Annotated in this window: 12 protein-coding genes; 8 read left to right on the top strand and 4 right to left on the bottom strand. The window is 74.3% G+C overall.

The annotated features are described in order from the left end of the window. The first annotated feature begins 90 nt into the window (after positions 1–90). The 4 genes from cyc2 (at position 91) to ACF1AG_RS07230 (ending at position 5075) form a co-directional block, all read left to right on the top strand. Positions 91–2247: a germacradienol/geosmin synthase Cyc2 gene (gene cyc2 / locus ACF1AG_RS07245; protein ID WP_391809440.1), complete on the top strand. Its 2157-nt coding sequence runs from the start codon at positions 91–93 to the stop codon at positions 2245–2247. A gap of 42 nt (positions 2248–2289) precedes the next feature. Beyond that, positions 2290–2736 carry a PDZ domain-containing protein gene (locus ACF1AG_RS07240; RefSeq protein ID WP_387795427.1) on the top strand — a complete coding sequence of 149 codons (447 nt, stop codon included), beginning with the start codon at positions 2290–2292 and terminating at the stop codon, positions 2734–2736. Positions 2737–2932: 196 nt separating this feature from the next. Then, positions 2933–4060 carry an aminopeptidase P family protein gene (locus ACF1AG_RS07235; protein ID WP_387795426.1) on the top strand — a complete coding sequence of 376 codons (1128 nt, stop codon included), beginning with the start codon at positions 2933–2935 and terminating at the stop codon, positions 4058–4060. Between the two features lie 64 nt (positions 4061–4124). After that, the gene (locus ACF1AG_RS07230; protein WP_359604340.1) at positions 4125–5075 is read left to right on the top strand and encodes an aminoglycoside phosphotransferase family protein; all 951 of its coding nucleotides are present in this window, start codon (positions 4125–4127) and stop codon (positions 5073–5075) included. A 58-nt stretch (positions 5076–5133) separates the two neighbouring features. Here the strand turns inward: ACF1AG_RS07230 and treZ are convergent, their stop codons facing one another. Continuing rightward, the gene (gene treZ / locus ACF1AG_RS07225) at positions 5134–6879 is read right to left on the bottom strand and encodes a malto-oligosyltrehalose trehalohydrolase (protein ID WP_391809439.1); all 1746 of its coding nucleotides are present in this window, start codon (positions 6877–6879) and stop codon (positions 5134–5136) included. Between the two features lie 220 nt (positions 6880–7099). Here treZ and ACF1AG_RS07220 point away from each other — a divergent pair, with 220 nt between their 5' ends. The 3 genes from ACF1AG_RS07220 to ACF1AG_RS07210 all read left to right on the top strand — a co-directional run bounded on the left by ACF1AG_RS07220 (position 7100) and on the right by ACF1AG_RS07210 (position 9590). Beyond that, the gene (locus ACF1AG_RS07220) at positions 7100–7651 is read left to right on the top strand and encodes a DUF1707 and FHA domain-containing protein (RefSeq protein WP_359604337.1); all 552 of its coding nucleotides are present in this window, start codon (positions 7100–7102) and stop codon (positions 7649–7651) included. Positions 7652–7782: 131 nt separating this feature from the next. Continuing rightward, a complete protein-coding gene (locus ACF1AG_RS07215) occupies positions 7783–9168 on the top strand; it encodes a M14 family zinc carboxypeptidase (RefSeq protein ID WP_391809438.1) in 1386 nt (461 codons plus the stop codon). A gap of 11 nt (positions 9169–9179) precedes the next feature. Further along, entirely contained in the window at positions 9180–9590 is a 411-nt protein-coding gene (locus ACF1AG_RS07210) for an SSI family serine proteinase inhibitor (RefSeq protein ID WP_391809528.1), read from the top strand. 679 nt (positions 9591–10269) lie between these two features. Here the strand turns inward: ACF1AG_RS07210 and ACF1AG_RS07205 are convergent. The 3 genes from ACF1AG_RS07205 to glgX all read right to left on the bottom strand — a co-directional run bounded on the left by ACF1AG_RS07205 (position 10270) and on the right by glgX (position 16414). Further along, positions 10270–11526: a M14 family zinc carboxypeptidase gene (locus ACF1AG_RS07205; RefSeq protein WP_359604333.1), complete on the bottom strand. Its 1257-nt coding sequence runs from the start codon at positions 11524–11526 to the stop codon at positions 10270–10272. A 219-nt stretch (positions 11527–11745) separates the two neighbouring features. Then, positions 11746–14103, bottom strand: a complete 2358-nt coding sequence (gene treY, locus ACF1AG_RS07200; protein ID WP_391809437.1) for a malto-oligosyltrehalose synthase — start codon at positions 14101–14103, stop codon at positions 11746–11748. A gap of 139 nt (positions 14104–14242) precedes the next feature. Further along, positions 14243–16414 (bottom strand): glycogen debranching protein GlgX, encoded by a 2172-nt coding sequence (glgX, locus tag ACF1AG_RS07195; RefSeq protein ID WP_391809436.1) that lies wholly within the window; start codon positions 16412–16414, stop codon positions 14243–14245. Positions 16415–16725: 311 nt separating this feature from the next. Here glgX and ACF1AG_RS07190 point away from each other — a divergent pair, with 311 nt between their 5' ends. Beyond that, positions 16726–17967 carry an SAV2148 family HEPN domain-containing protein gene (locus ACF1AG_RS07190; protein ID WP_369159475.1) on the top strand — a complete coding sequence of 414 codons (1242 nt, stop codon included), beginning with the start codon at positions 16726–16728 and terminating at the stop codon, positions 17965–17967. Positions 17968–17974 lie beyond the last annotated feature (7 nt).

Genomic DNA, 17974 nt, shown 5'->3' with positions numbered 1-17974 from the left:
CAACTCCCCTTTCCGGGCAGGTTTCACGCGAAGGTGTGATCACTGGGCGGGCCGCGGATGCGGCCGGAGCGGCACGGGTAGCCCCCGGCCATGACGCAGCCCTTCGAACTCCCGCACTTCTACATGCCGCACCCCGCGCGCCTCAATCCGCACGTGGACCAGGCCCGGGCCCACTCCACGGCCTGGGCGCGCGAGATGGGCATGCTGGAGGGCAGCGGGGTCTGGGAGCAGGCCGACCTCGACGCGCACGACTACGGCCTGCTCTGCGCCTACACGCACCCCGACTGCGACGGCCCCGCGCTGTCCCTGATCACCGACTGGTACGTGTGGGTGTTCTTCTTCGACGACCACTTCCTGGAGAAGTACAAGCGCACCCAGGACCGCGTCGGCGGCAAGGCCCACCTGGACCGGCTGCCGCTGTTCATGCCCCTGGAGCCGGGGACGGCCGTCCCCGAGCCGGAGAACCCGGTCGAGGCCGGCCTCGCCGACCTGTGGGCGCGGACCGTGCCGGCGATGTCCGCCGACTGGCGCCGCCGGTTCGCCGTCGCCACCGAGCACCTCCTCAACGAGTCCCTGTGGGAGCTGTCCAACATCAACGAGGGGCGGATCGCCAACCCCGTCGAGTACATCGAGATGCGCCGCAAGGTGGGCGGCGCCCCCTGGTCGGCCGGTCTCGTCGAGTACGCCACCGCAGAGGTGCCGGCCGCCGTCGCCGGGACCCGCCCGCTGCGGGTGCTCATGGAGACGTTCTCCGACGCCGTGCACCTGCGCAACGACCTGTTCTCCTACCAGCGGGAGGTGGAGGACGAGGGCGAGCTCAGCAACGGCGTGCTCGTCCTGGAGACCTTCTTCGGCTGCACCACGCAGGAGGCCGCCGACCTGGTCAACGACGTCCTCACCTCGCGGCTGCACCAGTTCGAGCACACCGCGTTCACGGAGGTGCCCGCCGTCGCCCTGGAACAGGGGCTCACCCCGGCGGAGACCACCGCCGTCGCCGCGTACGCCAAGGGGCTGCAGGACTGGCAGGCCGGCGGCCACGAGTGGCACATGCGCTCCAGCCGCTACATGAACGAGAACGCCCGTCCAGGCCCCTCCTGGCAGGCCCTGACCGGCCCCGGCACGTCCGCCGCCGACGTCGGCGCACTGCTCGCCCGAGCCGCCTCGGAGCGGCTGCGCCCCTACCGGCACGTGCCGTACCAGAAGGTCGGCCCGTCGGTCCTCCCCGACATCCGGATGCCGTTCCCCCTGTCCCTCAGCCCGGCCCTCGAAGGCTCCCGGCGGCATCTTCTCGAGTGGTCGCACCGCATGGGAATCCTCGGCGAGGGCGTCTGGGACGAGGACAAGCTCGCCAGCTGCGACCTGCCCCTGTGCGCGGCGGGCCTGGACCCGGACGCCACGCAGGAGCAGCTCGACCTCGCCTCCGGCTGGCTGGCCTTCGGCACCTACGGCGACGACTACTACCCGCTGGTCTACGGCCACCGCCGCGACCTGGCCGCCGCCCGGCTCACCACCGCCCGGCTGTCCGCCTGCATGCCGCTGGACGGCGAGGAGGTGCCCGAGCCCGCCAACGCGATGGAACGGTCCCTGGTCGACCTGTGGGCCCGCACCACGGCCGGCATGACGCCCGAGCAGCGCCGCCCGCTGCGGACGGCCGTCGACACGATGACCGAGTCGTGGGTGTGGGAGCTGTCCAACCAGATCCAGAACCGCGTCCCGGACCCCGTGGACTACCTGGAGATGCGCCGCGCCACCTTCGGTTCCGACCTCACGCTCGGCCTGTGCCGCGCCGGACACGGCCCCGCGGTCCCGCCGGAGGTGTACCGCACGGGTCCGGTCCGCTCCCTGGAGAACGCGGCGATCGACTTCGCCTGCCTGCTCAACGACGTGTTCTCGTACCAGAAGGAGATCGAGTTCGAGGGGGAGATGCACAACGCGGTCCTCGTCGTGCAGAACTTCTTCGGCATCGACTACGCGACGGCGCTGCCGGTCGTCGCTGACCTGATGAACCAGCGCATGCGGCAGTTCGAGCACGTCGTCGAGCACGAACTGCCCGTCGTCTACGACGACTTCCGGCTCTCGGAGGAGGCTCGGGCGGTCATGCGGGGCTATGTGACCGACCTGCAGAACTGGATGGCGGGCATCCTCAACTGGCACCGCAGCGTGGACCGGTACAAGGACGAGTACCTGTCCGGGCGCGTGCACGGCTTCCTGCCGCACCGGCCCCCGGCGTCCCCGGTCCTCGTCTGACGGCCGGCCGCCGTGGAACCCCCCGCGCTCCGTCCCCGGCCGATGCCCGGTGACCACGCCGGTCCCCGGCCGGACCCCGCTCCCGCCGCCCCCGAGGAGCCGCCCGCCGGGCGCCCGCGGGGCCGGCGGGCCGGGGCGGGACTGGCCCTGCTGCTGACCGGGGCCGCCCTGGGCGTCCTGGCCACCGCGTGGGCCGGCCCCGCCCCGGCGTCCGGGCCGGCCCTCTCCGCCCGGCTCGGGGTGGAGGTGACCGACGACGGTCGGCCGGGCGCCCTGGTGGTCGGCGTGCAGAACCCCGGCCCCGGCCACACGGCCGGTCTCCGCGAGGGCGACCTGCTGCTCGCCGTCGGCGCCACCCGCGTCGACACGGCGGCGGACCTGGCCGACGAGGTCTCCCGCACCCCGCCGGGCACACCGGTCCGCCTGACCGTCCGGCACCCCACCGGGGGCTATCGGCAGCTGACCGCGGTTCCCGGAATCCTCACGTGAGGGGGTGGTCTCGCAAGGCCACGGGCCGCAGCGGGACGCACGGGCGCACGGGCGCGTCGGCGCCTGACGGAGCCGGCGATTCCGCCTCCGGACGGGGCGGCTCCGGGGGCAACCCCGGCAACCGGCTCGCGCCGTACCCGTTCGGCGGGCAGGATGCTGCCCGTAGCCCCGACGTCCGCCCCTGGGAGGCACCCGGATGACCGGCACCGCGCCCGTGCCCTTCACCGCCGACGACTACAGGACCCGTATGGACCGGGCGGCGCGGCAGGCCGCCGACGCCGGGCTCGCCGGGCTGCTCGTCGCCCCGGGCCCGGACCTGGTGTGGCTCACCGGGTACGCACCGCCCGCCGTCACCGAGCGGCTCACCCTGCTGGTCCTGGCCGCAGGCCGGGAACCCGTGCTCGTCGTCCCCACCCTGGAGGCCCCGGACGCCGAGAAGGCCACCGGCGCGCCCGCCCTCGCCCTGCGCGACTGGACCGACGGCAGGGACCCCTACGCCCTCACCGCCGACCTCCTCGACGACCGGGGGCGGTTCGGCGTCAGCGACAACGCGTGGGCGCTGCACCTGCTGGGGCTCCAGCGGGCGCTCCCCGGAAGCTCGTACGTCTCCCTCACCGATGCGCTGCCGATGCTGCGCGCCGTGAAGGACGCCGCGGAGCTGGAGCGGCTCGCCGCGGCCGGCGCCGCCGCCGACGCCGCGTTCGAGGAGATGAGGAACGTCCGCTTCTCCGGCCGTCCGGAGTCCGAGGTGGCCGCCGACCTCGCCGCGCTGCTGCGCCGCTCCGGCCACTCCCAGGTCGACTTCACCATCGTCGCCTCCGGCCCCAACGGCGCCAACCCGCACCATGAGGCCGGCGACCGCCGCATCGGGCGCGGTGACATGGTCGTCCTCGACTTCGGCGGCCTGAAGGACGGCTACGGCTCGGACACCTCCCGCACGGTGCACGTCGGCGAGCCCACCGAGGAGGAGCGCCGGGTGCACGACCTGGTGCGCGAGGCGCAGGAGGCCGGCTTCCGCGCGGTGCGGCCGGGCGCGGCCTGCCAGGACGTCGACCGGGCGGCCCGCGCGGTCATCGCCGACGCCGGGTACGGCGAGTACTTCATCCACCGCACCGGGCACGGCATCGGCGTCACCACCCACGAGCCGCCGTACATGATCGAGGGCGAGGAGCGGCCGCTCGTCCCCGGCATGTGCTTCTCCGTCGAGCCGGGCGTCTATCTGCCGGGCCGGTTCGGGGTGCGGATCGAGGACATCGTGACCGTCACGGAGGACGGCGGGCGGCGGCTGAACGACACGGAGCGGGGGATGGTGATAGTCGACTGAGCGGCACCGACCGGCCCTCCGCCCCGTCCCCACCCTGCCTCTCCCGAACGGCTACGGCGCGACCATGACCCAGGCACCGACACCCACCGTTGACACCGTCCGCCGACTGGCCCGGTCCCTGCTCAAGGACAGCGGGCACGGCACGAGCGCGTCCGCCGCCGCCCTCGACGTGCGGCCCGCGGGCGACGGCGCCGACCCCACCACCTGGCTGGTCGGCACCCGGCACGTGCTGCGCCTCGCCCCGGACCGCGCGACCTGCGTGCGGTGGCGTCGCGAGCTGCGGCTGCGCGAGGTGGTGCGCCCGCACGTGTCCGTGGCGCTGCCCGTCGGGGTGGCGCAGAGCGAGTGGGCGCCCGGCCTGCTGTGCACACTGGAGACCCGGCTGCCCGGCGGCACGGCGGAGGAGAACACCGTGTCGGCCGTAGGCGAGACCGACCTGGCGGCCCTGCTCACCGGGCTGCACCAGGTGCCGGTACGTCAGGCCGAGTCGCTGGGCGTGCCCCGCGTGCCGCCGCGCTCGCTCGAGACCCTGCGGCGGGCGGCCGGGGAGGCCGTCGAACTGCTCGACAAGGCCGACGAGTTCGAGGCGGCGCGGCTGCGCCAGTTCACCCAGGCCGCGACGGTGCAACTCGCCGCGCAGGCCGGTTCGGCGGTGCTGGCGCACCACGCCCTCACGGGCGGCAACCTGGTCGTCGGCGCGGACGGCCGGGTGCGGGGGGTGCTCGGCTGGGACACGGCGGTGGTCGGCGACCCGGCCGAGGACATCGCGGGCCTGGCCCGTGCCGTCGGCGCCCCCGCCGCCGTCCGCGCGGCCACGCTGGCGGGCTACGGCCCCCGCCCCTGCCTGCGCGGCCTGTGGCTGGCCCGCTGCGACTGCGTCATCCAGCTCGCCGAGGCACTCGTCCACAACGACACGGCGTCCCTGCCGCTGCTCCGCACCCGCCTCCGCCGCGCCTGGGAGCCCATCATGCTGGAACGCGTCACCGACCTCCGGGACAGCGACGCAGCGCCGTGACGCGGCACACCGAGGGCGTCCCGACGCGCGGAGCGGGCGGACCCGCCCCGCGCCCGCCTCACTCCTGAAGCAGCACCACCGCCGACTCCCCGGGCAGCCGCAGCAGACCGTCCGCGCCCGGCACGTCCACCGGCTCCCACGCCGCCAGGACACGGGCCTCCCGGGAGCCCAGCGGGATGTCGGCCGGTCCGGCGCCCACGTTGACGGCCACGCGGACGTCGCCGCGGCGGAAGGCCAGCCAGCGCCGGTCCTCGTCGTAGGCCACCTTGGTGTCGGCGAGGTCGGGGTCGGTGAGGTCGGGCTGCTCGCGACGCAGCGCGAGGAGCTGCCGGTACCAGGCCAGCATCCGCGCGTGCGGCTCCCGCTCCGGCTCGGACCAGTCGAGGCAGGAGCGGTCACGGGTGGCCGGGTCCTGCGGGTCGGGCACGTCCTGCTCCGCCCACCCGTGCGCCGCGAACTCCCGCCGCCGCCCCTGGCTGACCGCCTTCGCGAGCTCCGGGTCGGTGTGGTCGGTGAAGAACTGCCACGGCGTGCCCGCCGCCCATTCCTCGCCCATGAACAGCATCGGCGTGAACGGCGCGGTCAGCGTCAGCGCCGCCGCGCAGGCCAGCAGTCCGGGGGAGACCAGCGCGGCCAGCCGGTCGCCCTGGGCCCTGTTGCCCACCTGGTCGTGCGTCTGGCTGTAGCCCAGCAGCCGGTGCGCGGCCACGCGGGTGCGGTCGAGCGGCCGCCCGTGGTGCCGGCCGCGGAAGCTGGAGTAGGTGCCGTCGTGGAAGAAGCCCCCGGTGAGCGTCTTGGCGACGGCCGCCAGCGGGGCGCGTGCGAAGTCGGCGTAGTAGCCCTGCGACTCGCCGGTCAGCGCGGTGTGCAGGGCGTGGTGGAAGTCGTCGTTCCACTGGGCGTGGATGCCGAAGCCGCCCCGGTCGCGCGGGGTGATGACCCGAGGGTCGTTGAGGTCGGACTCGGCGATCAGGAACAGCGGCCGGCCGGTGTCGGCGGCCAGCTCGTCCACGGCCTGCGACAGCTCCTCCAGGAAGTGGCGCGCGCGGGTGTCCACCAGCGCGTGCACCGCGTCGAGACGCAGTCCGTCGATCCGGTAGTCGCGCAGCCACGCCAGCGCGCTCTCCACGAGGTACGCCCGCACCTCGTCCGAGCCGGGCGCGTCCAGGTTGACCGCCACGCCCCACGGCGTGTGGTGCGTGTCGGTGAAGTACGGACCGAACCGCGGCAGGTAATTGCCCGACGGGCCCAGGTGGTTGTGCACCACGTCCAGGACGACGCCGAGCCCCAGCGCGTGCGCCCGGTCGACGAACCGTTTCAGCCCTTCGGGCCCGCCGTACGGCTCGTGCACCGCCCACAGCGAGACGCCCTCGTACCCCCAGCCGTGCCGCCCGGGGAAGGGGCACACCGGCATCAACTCCACGTGGGTGACACCCAGGTCGGCGAGGTGGCCGAGCCGTTCGGCGGCGGCGTCGAAGGTGCCCTCGCGGGTGTAGGTGCCGACGTGCATCTCGTACAGCACCGCGCCGGGCAGCGGGCGTCCGGACCACTCGGCGCTCCACTCGAAGCGGTCGTGGTCGACGACGGCGCTGAGCCCGTCGGGGCCGTCGGGCTGGCGGCGCGACCGGGGGTCCGGCAGCACCGGACCGTCGTCCAGGGTGAAGCCGTACCGGGAGCCGTCGTGCGCCTCGGCCTCCCCCCGCCACCACCCCTCCCGCTCGGGATCACGCTCCAACGCGCGCGTGACGTCGTCGCACCGGAGCGTCACTAGGCCGGCCTGTGGTGCCCACACCTCGAACTGCACGGACGGTTCCCCTTCGTCTGCTCACCGTGATGAAGCGCCTCCATCGTGCGGCATCGGAGATCAATTCGCCGGGGGATCCGCCGTTTTGCGGCGGGTGTCGCCCGAGCTGCGCGTGCCGGGCCCGTGGGGGAGCGGGCGTACCCCCCCCCGAGGCGGGGGCCCTCCCTCCGCTTACGGGGTTTCTGGACAGCTCACCCTCGGCTGACCGACAATCGACCGCGTGACGTCGTCCTTCGAGTTCTCCACGTACCCCGCGCGGCTCTCCGACGCGGAGCGCGACAAGGCGCTGAGTGTGCTGCGGGACGGCGTCGCCAAGGGCCGCCTCTCCCACGACACGTTCATCCGGCGCATGGAACTGGCGCTCGTGGCGCGGCGCGCCGACGAACTCGCCGCGCTCACCGCGGACCTGCCGCGCGAGAGCCGTTTCTCTCGCGTGGTGTTCGGCTCGGTGGAGGCCGTCTCCGGGTTCACCGTGCGGCTGCGCGGGGCCTGGCGGGCCGAGAAGCTGCCGAAACTGCTGCTGCCGCACCCCACGCACGGACACCCGCTGCGGATAGGGCGCGATCCGGCCAACGGGCTGCGGCTCACCCACGAGACGGTGTCCCGCGTGCACGCCGAACTCACCCATCAGGGCGGCCTGTGGGTGCTGCGCGACCTCGGCTCCACCAACGGCACGACGGTCAACGGCCGTCGGGTGGTCGGCGCGGCCGTGGTCCGCGAGGGGGACCAGGTGGGGTTCGGCCGGATCGTCTACCGTCTCTCCGTCAACTGACGGGCATATACACTTTGTTGGTGGGTGACGGTGTTGACGCCGCCCCGGCCGCGTGACTGACTGTAGGGGCGCCTTGCACTCCCCGTACTCCCCGCTCGATCTCCGCACTCCCCGCACGGCCTGTACTTCCGGTGGACGACGGCGTCGCTTCGTGGAGGTGTGACCTGACGCCCCTCCTGAGCTATCCGACCGTCGACGAACTCGGTGCGCGGGCCGCCGCCCTCGCCGCCCGCCATCCCCGCGACGCGCGCCTGCGCCGCGTCGGCGTCTCCCGCGCGGGCACCCCCTTGTGGCTGCTCATCGTCGGCCACGGCAGCCGCCAGGCCCTCGTCGTCGCGGGACCCCACGCCAACGAACCGGTGGGCGGCGCCACCGTGCTGCGGCTGGCGGAGCACGCCCTCGCCGACCGCCGCTTCACCGACGGCGCCGACGTCACCTGGAACCTGCTGCTCTGCCTCGACCCCGACGGCCTCCGTCACAACGAGCGCTGGCTGACCGGCCCTTACACCCTCGGCCGCCACTTCCGGAACTTCTACCGCCCCGGCTTCCTGGAACAGCCCGAGTGGCTGCCGGACGGAGCCGCGTCCGCCGCGCTGCCGGAGACCCGCGCGCTGCTCGCCCTCCAGGACGAACTGCGCCCCTTCCTCCAGTGCTCCCTGCACGGTGTGGACGTCGGCGGCGGTTTCGTCGAGCTCACCCACGAGCTGCCGGGCCTCGACCGCCGGGTCGCCGCCGTCGCCGCCCGCCTGGGCGTGCCCCGCGAACTCGGCGCGTACGACGCCTTGTACTGGCCCGGTCTCGGCCCCGCCGTCTACCTCGTACCGCCACCGCGGCGCCGGGACCTGGCCGCCGCCATCACCGAGGCGGCCGTGGAGTCGACGTGGTACCACCCCTACGGGTACGGCACGGTCACCGCGGTCGTGGAGGCGCCGATGTGGGGTGTCGCCTCCGTCGGGAACGGCGCCCCGCACCCCGACCCGGACGCGGAGCTGCGGTCCGTCAGCCGCACCCTGCGCCGGGACACCGGGCTGCTCGGCGAGCTGGCGGAGCGGATCCGCCCGTACGCCGCGGGCGTGCCCGACGCGGACCGGCTGCTCGCCCCGGTCGAGGACTACCTCCTGGTCTGCCCGGGCCTCGCGGACGCCTGGGACCCCGACTGCCGGAACGATTCTGCACGGCCGTTGCCGCCCATGACCACCGCCCGCCTGGCCGCGCTGCGCCTCGCGGGGAGGCGCCTCGCCCTGCGCACCGCAGGCCTGCTGCACCAGCTCGTCACCCGCGCCGGACGTGACCCGGCCGACGCGCTGCCCGAGCTGAACCGGCTGATTGACGCGCGTTGCGCGGACCTCCGGAACACGCTCGGCGCCCGCTGGATCCCCGTGGACCGCCAGGCGGAGTACCAGGCCCGGGTGATCCGCGCCGTGTGCGCCCTGGCCGTACGGAGGACACCCGGAGCCTCCCGTTCGGGTGAGCCGGGCTGGGGTCCCGGGCCCGCCGTGCCGATGCACCGGGAATGACGCACACCTCAGTGATGACGGTAGGGGCGGGGCTGTCCGCCGCCGCCCTCCTCCTGCTCGCCGGCGCGACGCCCTCCGCCCACGCGGACACCCCGCCGCAACCCGGGAACTGGCTGATGCTCGGCGTTAGCCAAGGGGAGACCCCGGCGGCCGGTGCGGTCGGCGGCACACTGCTGCGGTGCGACCCGCCCGGCGGCGGCCACCCGCACGCGGAGGAGGCCTGCGCGCAGCTGTCGGCCGCGGACGGCCGCATCACCGCCCTCCCCGCGGAGGACACCCTCTGCCCGATGATCCACGCCCCGGTGACCGCCCACGCGCAGGGCATGTGGCGCGACCGCCCGGTCAGCTGGTCGGAGACCTTCCCGAACACCTGCACGCTGCGCGCCCGCACGGGGGCGCTCTTCGCGCTCGACGAAACGTGAGACACCTGGCGCCGGGGCGGCCGGCGTGTAGCCCCGCGGTGAGGTGAGCCGCCCTTGACGGCGGTGAGCCGTGTTGGGCGTCGCGCGACGCCGGGGTCCTGGGGCGCCGGTGCGGGGCGCTGCCCTGCGGGGCCCGGTAAGCGGGCTGTGGCGGCCGGGAGCCGCGCGCGCCCCGTGCAGGCGTCGTCGGCTCCGTCGGGCACGCCGGCAGGGCCGGGAGCCGCCCTTGACGGCGGGTGAGCCGTGTTGGGCGTCGCGCGACGTCGGGGGTCCTGGGGCGCCGGTGCGGGGCGCTGCCCTGCGGGCCCGGTAACGGGGCTGTGGCGGCCGGGAGCCGCGCGCGCCCCGTGCAGGCGCCGTCGGCTCCGTCGGGCACGCCGGCAGGGCTGGGAGCCGCCCTTGACGGCGGGTGAGGCCGTGTTGGGCACTGCGTGCGCCGGGGTGTTGGGGCGCCGGTGCGGGGCGCTGCCCTGCGGGGCCCGGTAACGGGGCTGTGGCGGCCGGGAGACGCGCCTGCCCCGTGCAGGCGTCGTCGGCTCCGTCGGGCACCCCCGCAAGGCGTGCCGGAGCGCTCAGCGCGCGCCGGGCGGCGAGCCGGGCAGCGGCGCGGGCCGTCGGCCGTCACAGGGGAGCTGCCCCGCGTCCCACCCGGCCGGGGCGGCGTGCCGCCCCGGCCCCCTCACATCAACCCCGCCCGCGCCTGCCGCGCAGCCGCGACCACCGTGCGGGACTGGTGTTCCACCTGATGGCGGACCGGGACCCAGCGGGCGCGGAAGCGGGTGGCGAAGGCGTCGCTCCAGTCGGCGACCAGGCGGTCCAGGCGGGCCGCCGCCTGGGCGTCGGTGTCGCGCAGCGCGCGTCGCAGCATCGCCGCCGCCCGCAGCGGCACCCGGCGCGCGAACGCGTCCACGCTGCCGACGTAGGCGCGGGTGCCGTCGGCCGGCGGGGTACGGACCAGGTCGGCGGCCAGTCCCGGCACCAGCTCCAGCACCCAGGTGGCCGCCGTCAGCAGCGGACTGTGGGCCTCGGCGGGCGGAGGGCCCGGACGGACGTCCTCCAGCACGCGCCGCACCTCGTCCGCGTCCCGCAGCAGCCGTTCCGCGAGCGCGTGCATCGCGGTGTCCGGAGCCGGATGCGGGGCCGGGTCGTCGACCAGGTCGCTCGCCCACATCGGCACCTCGACCACCGCCGTCAGGCCGCCGTACCGGTGAGCGTGGTACCAGGTGCTGTGCCGGGCGTCGTCGCTCAGGCTCGGATAGGCCGGGGCGGCCTCCGGCGCCGGCATCACGTGCACGCCGGGACCCGACGCGGGCCAGCCCGCGGCGTCCGACGCGCCCGTCTCCACCGGGATGTGCAGCTCCGCCGCCGACTTGGCGAAAGGTTCCGCCAGTCCGGGCACGTCCCGCGTCAACTGCACCCAGCTGCCGCCCAGATCCGTGCCGTGCAGGGACACCTGGAGGAACGGCCGCAGCTCGTCGATCACCCCGGTCAGCGCCCGCGTCTCCGGGGGCAGCCGGTCGGCGGGCAGCACCGAGGGCGCCCACTCCGGCTGCTCGGGCCCGGCCGGGCGGAAGAACCCCAGGTGGTAGTCGTACAGACTGCGGGGCGCCGGGGTGACGTGCAGGCTCGCCCCGTCGGGGTCCGCGCACAGCAGGAAGTGCCAGGAGACGCCGTCGCGCAGCTCCCGCTCGAGCAGGGTCCGCCGGGCCAGGGCCAGCAGCGTCCCGTTGCCCGCGGGCTCGTTGGCGTGGGCGCCGGCCACGACCAGGACGGCGTGCCGGGCGCGTCCCACGGACAGCAGGTGCAGCGGCCGTCCCCCGCGGGACACCCCCACCTGCCGCAGCACACACAGACCCGGCCACTGGATCGCCAGCGCCCGGGCGGAGAAGACCAGTTCGGCCACCGTCGGATAGCGCGACTCCCGCAGCGGACCCACCCCCCGTCACCGCCCGCACTCGCACTGCGCAGTACCCCACGGCCGCGAGACGGTGTCAAGGGCGGTGCGGGGGAGCCGCCAGGGGGCGCTCGGAGGCACGTCGCGGCCCTCTCCCGCACGTCGGCCGTCCCGCGCCCGCCGCGCGTCCAGCGGGTCCGCAACGGCCGTGCGCCGACCGGGCACCGACCCCGCACAGCGCCCCCACAGTCGGAACCACCGTCACTCGGGCGCCCGCTCCAGCAGCGCCACCGGCGACGCGGCGAACAGCTCTGCCAACCGCACGGCCCCCTCGAAGTCCCGCCCGGATTGCCGGACATCGGTCCACCGCCCCGGAGGCAGCGGCAGCCGGGTGTCGCCCCAGCCGCCCGCCTCCGCGAGACGCAGGGAGAGGCGGGTCACCGCCGTGACCACCGAGCCGGAGCGGGCGAACGCCAGGCAGTGGTCCGCCGCCGGACCCTCGGCGGCCAGCGGCTCGTACGACGCCGACGCGCCGAAGACCTCCGGCCGCCGCGCCCGCAGCGCCAGCGCCGCCCGGGTCACGGCCTCCTTCGCCTCTCCGTCACCGCCGTCCTCGCCGAACCGCGGGGGCCGCCGGTTGTCCGGGTCCACCAGCGCCCGGTACTCGCGCTCCGTGCCCTGGTAGACGTCGGGCACGCCCGGCATCGTCAGGTGCACCAGCGCCGCGCCCAGCACGTTCGCCCGGATGTGCGGCTCCAGCGCCTCCCGCAGCTCCGCGACCTTCCGCCCCGGCACCCCGCACGGACCCGCCGTCACGAACCGCGCCACCGCCTCTTCGTACGGCGGCTCCTGTTCGGTCCAGCTGGTGAACAGGCCCGCCTCACGCACATGCTTCAGCAGCGCCGCCTGCACCCGCTCCTCCTCGGCCGGGCCGAGCCCGAACACCGTCTGCCAGGCCGCCCACGCCGTCTGCCCGTCGGGCACCGCCTCCCCGGCGCGGGACACCTCCGCGACGACGTCCGCCCAGCGTTCCGGGCACTCGGTGAGCACGTGCAGCGCCGCCCGCACGTCCGCGCTGCGCTTGGCGTCGTGCGTGGACAGCACCGTCCCGGTGGCCGGCCAGTCGCGCTGCACGCGCGCGCAGTACGCGTGGAACCGCCCCGGCTCCACCGCCGGGCCGCCCGGCTCGCCGCCCACCTCCGTCGCCGACAGCAGCGGTACGTAGCGGTAGAACGCCGTGTCCTCCACCGACTTGGCCCGCAGCGCCGACGCCGTCTGCGCGAACCGCGTACGGAACTCCACGTACGCGGACCCGTCCCCGTACCGCCCGAGCAGCAGGTCCCGTACGACGTCGACCGCGCCCGCCTCCTCCGGGACGGCGAACGCGCGCCGGGCCTCGGCCGCCGCCTCCGCGGTCACCACCGTGGCCGCGTCCTCGGGGGAGTAGGGCCGGTACACCTCGAGACGCACCAGCAGCTCGGTCAGCGCGGTGCGCAGCGCCCAGGGCGCGCGGTCCCGCAGCGCGGTCTCGGGGGCGGTCGCGCACAGCCGGGCCGCCACCCGGGTGAGCCGGTCCAGTTCGGTGGCCAGCTCGTGCGTGAGCACCTTGTACGCGGCCCGCCGCACCGTGGCGTCCCATTCGCCGCCCCGGTCCGTCTGCGGGGCCGCGTGGGCCCGGTAGCGGCCCACCAGCTCCCCGAACCCGCGCGGGTCCAGGAACACCCCGTCGACGTGGCGCAGGGCGTCGTAGCCGGTGGTGCCGGCGACGGGCCACGAGGAGGGCAGCGCCTCGCCGTCGGCGAGGATCTTCTCGACCACCGTCCAGCGGCCGTCCGTCGCCTCGTGCAGCCGCCGCAGATACGTCCCGGGGTCGGCGAGCCCGTCCGGGTGGTCCACGCGCAGCCCGTCGACCACGCCCTCGTGCAGCAGCTCCAGGATCTTCGCGTGCGTCGCCTCGAACACCTCGGGGTCCTCCACCCGCACCCCGATCAGCTCGGAGATGCTGAAGAACCGCCGGTAGTTCAGCTCGGTGCGGGCCAGCCGCCACCACACGGGCCGGTACCACTGGGCGTCCAGCAGCTGCGGCAGGGGCAGGGAGGCCGTGCCCTCGCGCAGCGGGAAGGAGTGGTCGTAGTAGCGCAGCACGTCCCCGTCGACCTTCAGCCGGCCGGCCTCCTCGCCGAGCGGTCCCCCGAGCACCGGCAGCAGCACCTGCCCGCCCTGCGCCTCCCAGTCGATGTCGAACCAGCGGGCCCGGCGCGCGGACGGGCCGTCGCGCAGCACCTCCCACAGGGCCGGGTTGTGGCGCGGGGACGTCGCCATGTGGTTCGGGACGATGTCCACCACCAGCCCGAGCCCGTGCCGCCGCGCGGTGCGGGACAGCTCCCGCAGCCCTTCCTCGCCGCCCAGCTCCTCCCGTACGCGCGTGGGGTCCACGACGTCGTAGCCGTGCTGCGAGCCGGGCACCGCCTCCAGGACGGGCGACAGATGCAGATGGGACACGCCGAGCGAGGCCAGGTACGGCACGGCTTCGGCGGCTGCCTGGAAGGGGAAGGCGGGCTGGAGCTGGAGCCGGTAGGTGGCCGTCGGGACTGCGGGGTCGGGGCGCTCAGAGGTCATGGGGACGTACGTACCCGCGTGGGCGCGTGTCGTGCGCCGACTGCTCCGTTCGGGGTGAGGGCGGGAGGGCTTTCGCCCCCGCCGCCCCTTCCCGTTCCCGGCCCCGGGTGTCAAGGGCAGCACCCCGGGGGGAGTGCCTTCACGCGGGCCGTTGCAGCACCGTCAGGCTCCGGTCCGCCAGTGTCAGCCGCGTCCCCGCCGACACCTTCGGCCCCGTTCCCGGCGGTACGCCGTCCTCGCGGGCGGTGTCCACCACCACCTGCCACTGGGCGCCGTGGTCCACGGGCACCACGAAGTCCAGCTGCTTCGGCGAGGCGTTGAACATCAGCAGGAACGAGTCGTCGGTGATCCGCTCCCCGCGCTGCCCGGGCTCGGAGATGGCGTTGCCGTTGAGGAACACGGTCAGCGCCGACGCCCGCGCCGACTCCCAGTCCCGCTGGGTCATCTCCGCGCCCTCGGGCGTGAACCAGGCGATGTCGGAGAGGTCGTCGTGGGTTCCCTCCACGGGACGGCCGTGGAAGAAGCGGCGGCGCCGGAAGACGGGGTGGTCCTTGCGCAGCCACACCATCGCGCGCGTGAACTCCAGCAGCTGCCGCCTCAGGTCGCCTCCCTCGGCCCCGTCCTCCGCCTCCGCCCCGCCGGCCCCGTCCTCCTCGTCCTCCGCGGCCGGCCAGTCGAGCCAGGCCAGTTCGGTGTCCTGGCAGTAGGCGTTGTTGTTGCCGCGCTGGGTGCGCGCCAGCTCGTCACCGTGGCTGATCATCGGCACGCCCTGCGAGAGCATCAGCGTGGCGATGAAGTTCCGCATCTGCCGGGCCCGCAGCCTCAGCACGTCCCGGTCGTCGGTGTCGCCCTCGGCCCCGCAGTTCCAGGACCGGTTGTGGCTCTCGCCGTCCCGGTTGTCCTCCCCGTTGGCCTCGTTGTGCTTCTCGTTGTACGACACCAGGTCGTGCAGGGTGAAGCCGTCGTGGCAGGTGACGAAGTTGATCGAGGCGAGCGGGCGCCGCCCGTCGTCCTGGTAGAGGTCGGAGGAGCCGGTCAGCCGGGACGCGAACTCGGCGAGCGTGCGCGGCTCGCCGCGCCACAGGTCCCGCACGGTGTCGCGGTACTTGCCGTTCCACTCGGTCCACAGCGGCGGGAAGTTGCCCACCTGGTAACCGCCCTCGCCGACGTCCCAGGGCTCGGCGATCAGCTTCACCTGGGAGACCACCGGGTCCTGCTGCACCAGGTCGAAGAACGACGACAGCCGGTCCACCTCGTGGAACTGCCGGGCCAGGGTGGCCGCGAGGTCGAAGCGGAACCCGTCGACGTGCATCTCGGTGACCCAGTACCGCAGCGAGTCCATGATCATCTGGAGCACGTGCGGGGACCGCATCAGCAGCGAGTTCCCGGTGCCCGTGGTGTCCATGTAGTACCGGGGGTCCTCGGCCAGCCGGTAGTACGAGGGGTTGTCGAGGCCCTTGAGGGACAGCGTGGGGCCCAGGTGGTTGCCCTCGGCGGTGTGGTTGTAGACCACGTCGAGGATCACCTCGATCCCGGCCTCGTGCAGCGCCTTGACCGCCGATTTGAACTCCAGCACCTGCTGGCCCCGGTCGCCCCAGGACGCGTAGGCGTTGTGGGGGGCGAAGAAGCCGATGGTGTTGTAACCCCAGTAGTTGTTCAGCCCCAGGTCGACCAGCCGGTGGTCGTTCACGAACTGGTGGACCGGCATCAGCTCCAGCGCGGTGACGCCCAGTTCGGTGAGATGCTCGATGATCGCCGGGTGCGCCAGGCCCGCGTACGTGCCGCGCAGTTCCTCGGGCAGCCCCGGGTGGCGCATGGTGAGGCCCTTGACGTGGGCCTCGTAGATCACCGTGTGGTGGTACTCCGTCCGGGGGCGCCGGTCGTCCCCCCAGTCGAAGTACGGGTTGACCACGACCGACGTCATCGTGTGCGGCGCCGAGTCCAGGTCGTTGCGCCGTCCGGGGTCGTCGAAGTGGTAGCCGTAGACCTCCTCGCCCCACTGGATCGAGCCGCTGATCGCACGCGCGTACGGATCGAGCAGCAGTTTCGCGGAGTTGCAGCGCAGCCCCCGCTCGGGGGCGTACGGCCCGTGCGCACGGAAGCCGTACCGCTGCCCGGGCATCACCCCGGGCAGGTACGCGTGCCGCACGAACGCGTCGCTCTCCCGCAGTTCGACCGCGGTCTCGGAGCCGTCGTCGTGCAGCAGACACAGCTCTACTCGGTCCGCGGCCTCCGTGAAGACCGCGAAATTCGTTCCGGCGCCGTCGTACGTGGCACCGAGCGGATACGCCTCGCCAGGCCAGACCTGCATGGACACGACTCTTTCAGGTGTACGGCGCCGGTGGGGACGCCTTGGCTCCGAGTGTCCCCGTGTCTCCCCGAACGGGCGGGATCAAGGGCGGGTCCACCTCTTACCCATGCCCAGGCCGCCGCCGGCCGCACCTCCCGGGATTTCCGGTATGAACCTGCTCACTCGCCGGACCGCGGGACGCGGAACGGTCCCGTGGTCGTGGGAAGTTGGGAAACGACCCTGTCCATCGGGCTGCATCCCGCACCGCATGCGGAGTACTCTCCTTGATCGTTGGACGGGGAGTGCTCGGGGGACTGGAAGGCGGTGCGCGGGTGGGCTCGGGAGGGCTGGAACTGCCCCCTGGTGACGAGGGTCACGAGGGGAGCGGCTCCACGGACGTCCCGCCCGGTGCGGTGTCCCTGGCGCGGCCGATGGACGCGGGAGCGATCGGACCGGAGCTGGACTGGGGCGCGGACGCGTGGCGCGAGGTGCGCACGCGCGCGCAGCGGGCCGGCCGGGCCTACATCTGGCTGAACCTGGTCGAGCAGCGGCTGCGCGCGGTCGTCGCCGCCGTGCTGCGCCCGATCTACGAGCCCGTGCACGGCGACGACTGGGTGGTCGCCGCCGCCGGGCCCGCCGGACAGGAGTGGGTGCAGCGCGCGGTCGCCGTGCGCGAGGTCAGCCGCCGCAAGGGCTATCTGCTCGATCCGGCCGACGACAACGTGCTGTCGTTCCTCACCCTGCCGCAGCTGCGCGAGCTGATGGTGCAGCACTGGCCGTGCTTCGAGCCCTACTTCGACGACCGCCGGGACGTCGAGCTGGCGCTTGACGAGCTGGAGGTCACCCGCAACGTGGTCTCCCGCAACCGGGCGCTGTCCGAGGCGGTGCTGAACCAGGCGGAGCGGGCCTCCGCGCGGCTGCTGGAAATGCTCGGCGCGGGCGGCGACGTGCCCTCGGCGCGACGGCTTCCGGTGGACGCGGTCGAGGACCTGGTCGGCGACCGGTACGCCGACGTGGTCGCGGTGCACCCGGACCGGGTGCGGCTGCTGCGGCAGTTCCCCGCCGAGGACATGTTCGGCGGGGCCCGGCGGCTCGACGCCATCGGCATCGGCCTGAACCTGCTCGTGCAGAACTTCTCGGGCCGCCGGCTGGTGCGGCTCGCCGAGTCCGGCTGCCGGGTGCGGCTGCTGTTCCTCAACCCGGCCTCCAGCGCGGTCAAGCGGCGCGAGCGCGAACTGGGCATCAAGCGGGGTGAGCTGGGCCGGTCGGTGGAGATGAACATCCTCCACATGCGCCGCGTGCGGTCCCGGCTGCGCGACCCGGGGGCCTTCGAGATCCAGGTCTACGACGAGACCCCGCGCTGCACGGCCTATCTGGTGGACGGCGACGGCTCCGACGGCATCGCCGTGGTGCAGAACCACCTGCGCCGCACCCGCGGCATGGAGGCGCCGGTGCTGGTCCTGCGTAACGGGACGAAGGTGGTCAAGCCGGGTGAGATCGAGGAGGGCGGTCTCTTCCCCACCTACCGCGAGGAGTTCGAGCAGATGTGGGCGGATTCACGGCCGGTGTCCTGAACTGCCG

This window comes from Streptomyces sp. NPDC014764 (genome assembly GCF_043082785.1).
Lineage (GTDB): Bacteria > Actinomycetota > Actinomycetes > Streptomycetales > Streptomycetaceae > Streptomyces > Streptomyces althioticus.
This window is presented reverse-complemented; position numbering and strand designations above follow the sequence as displayed.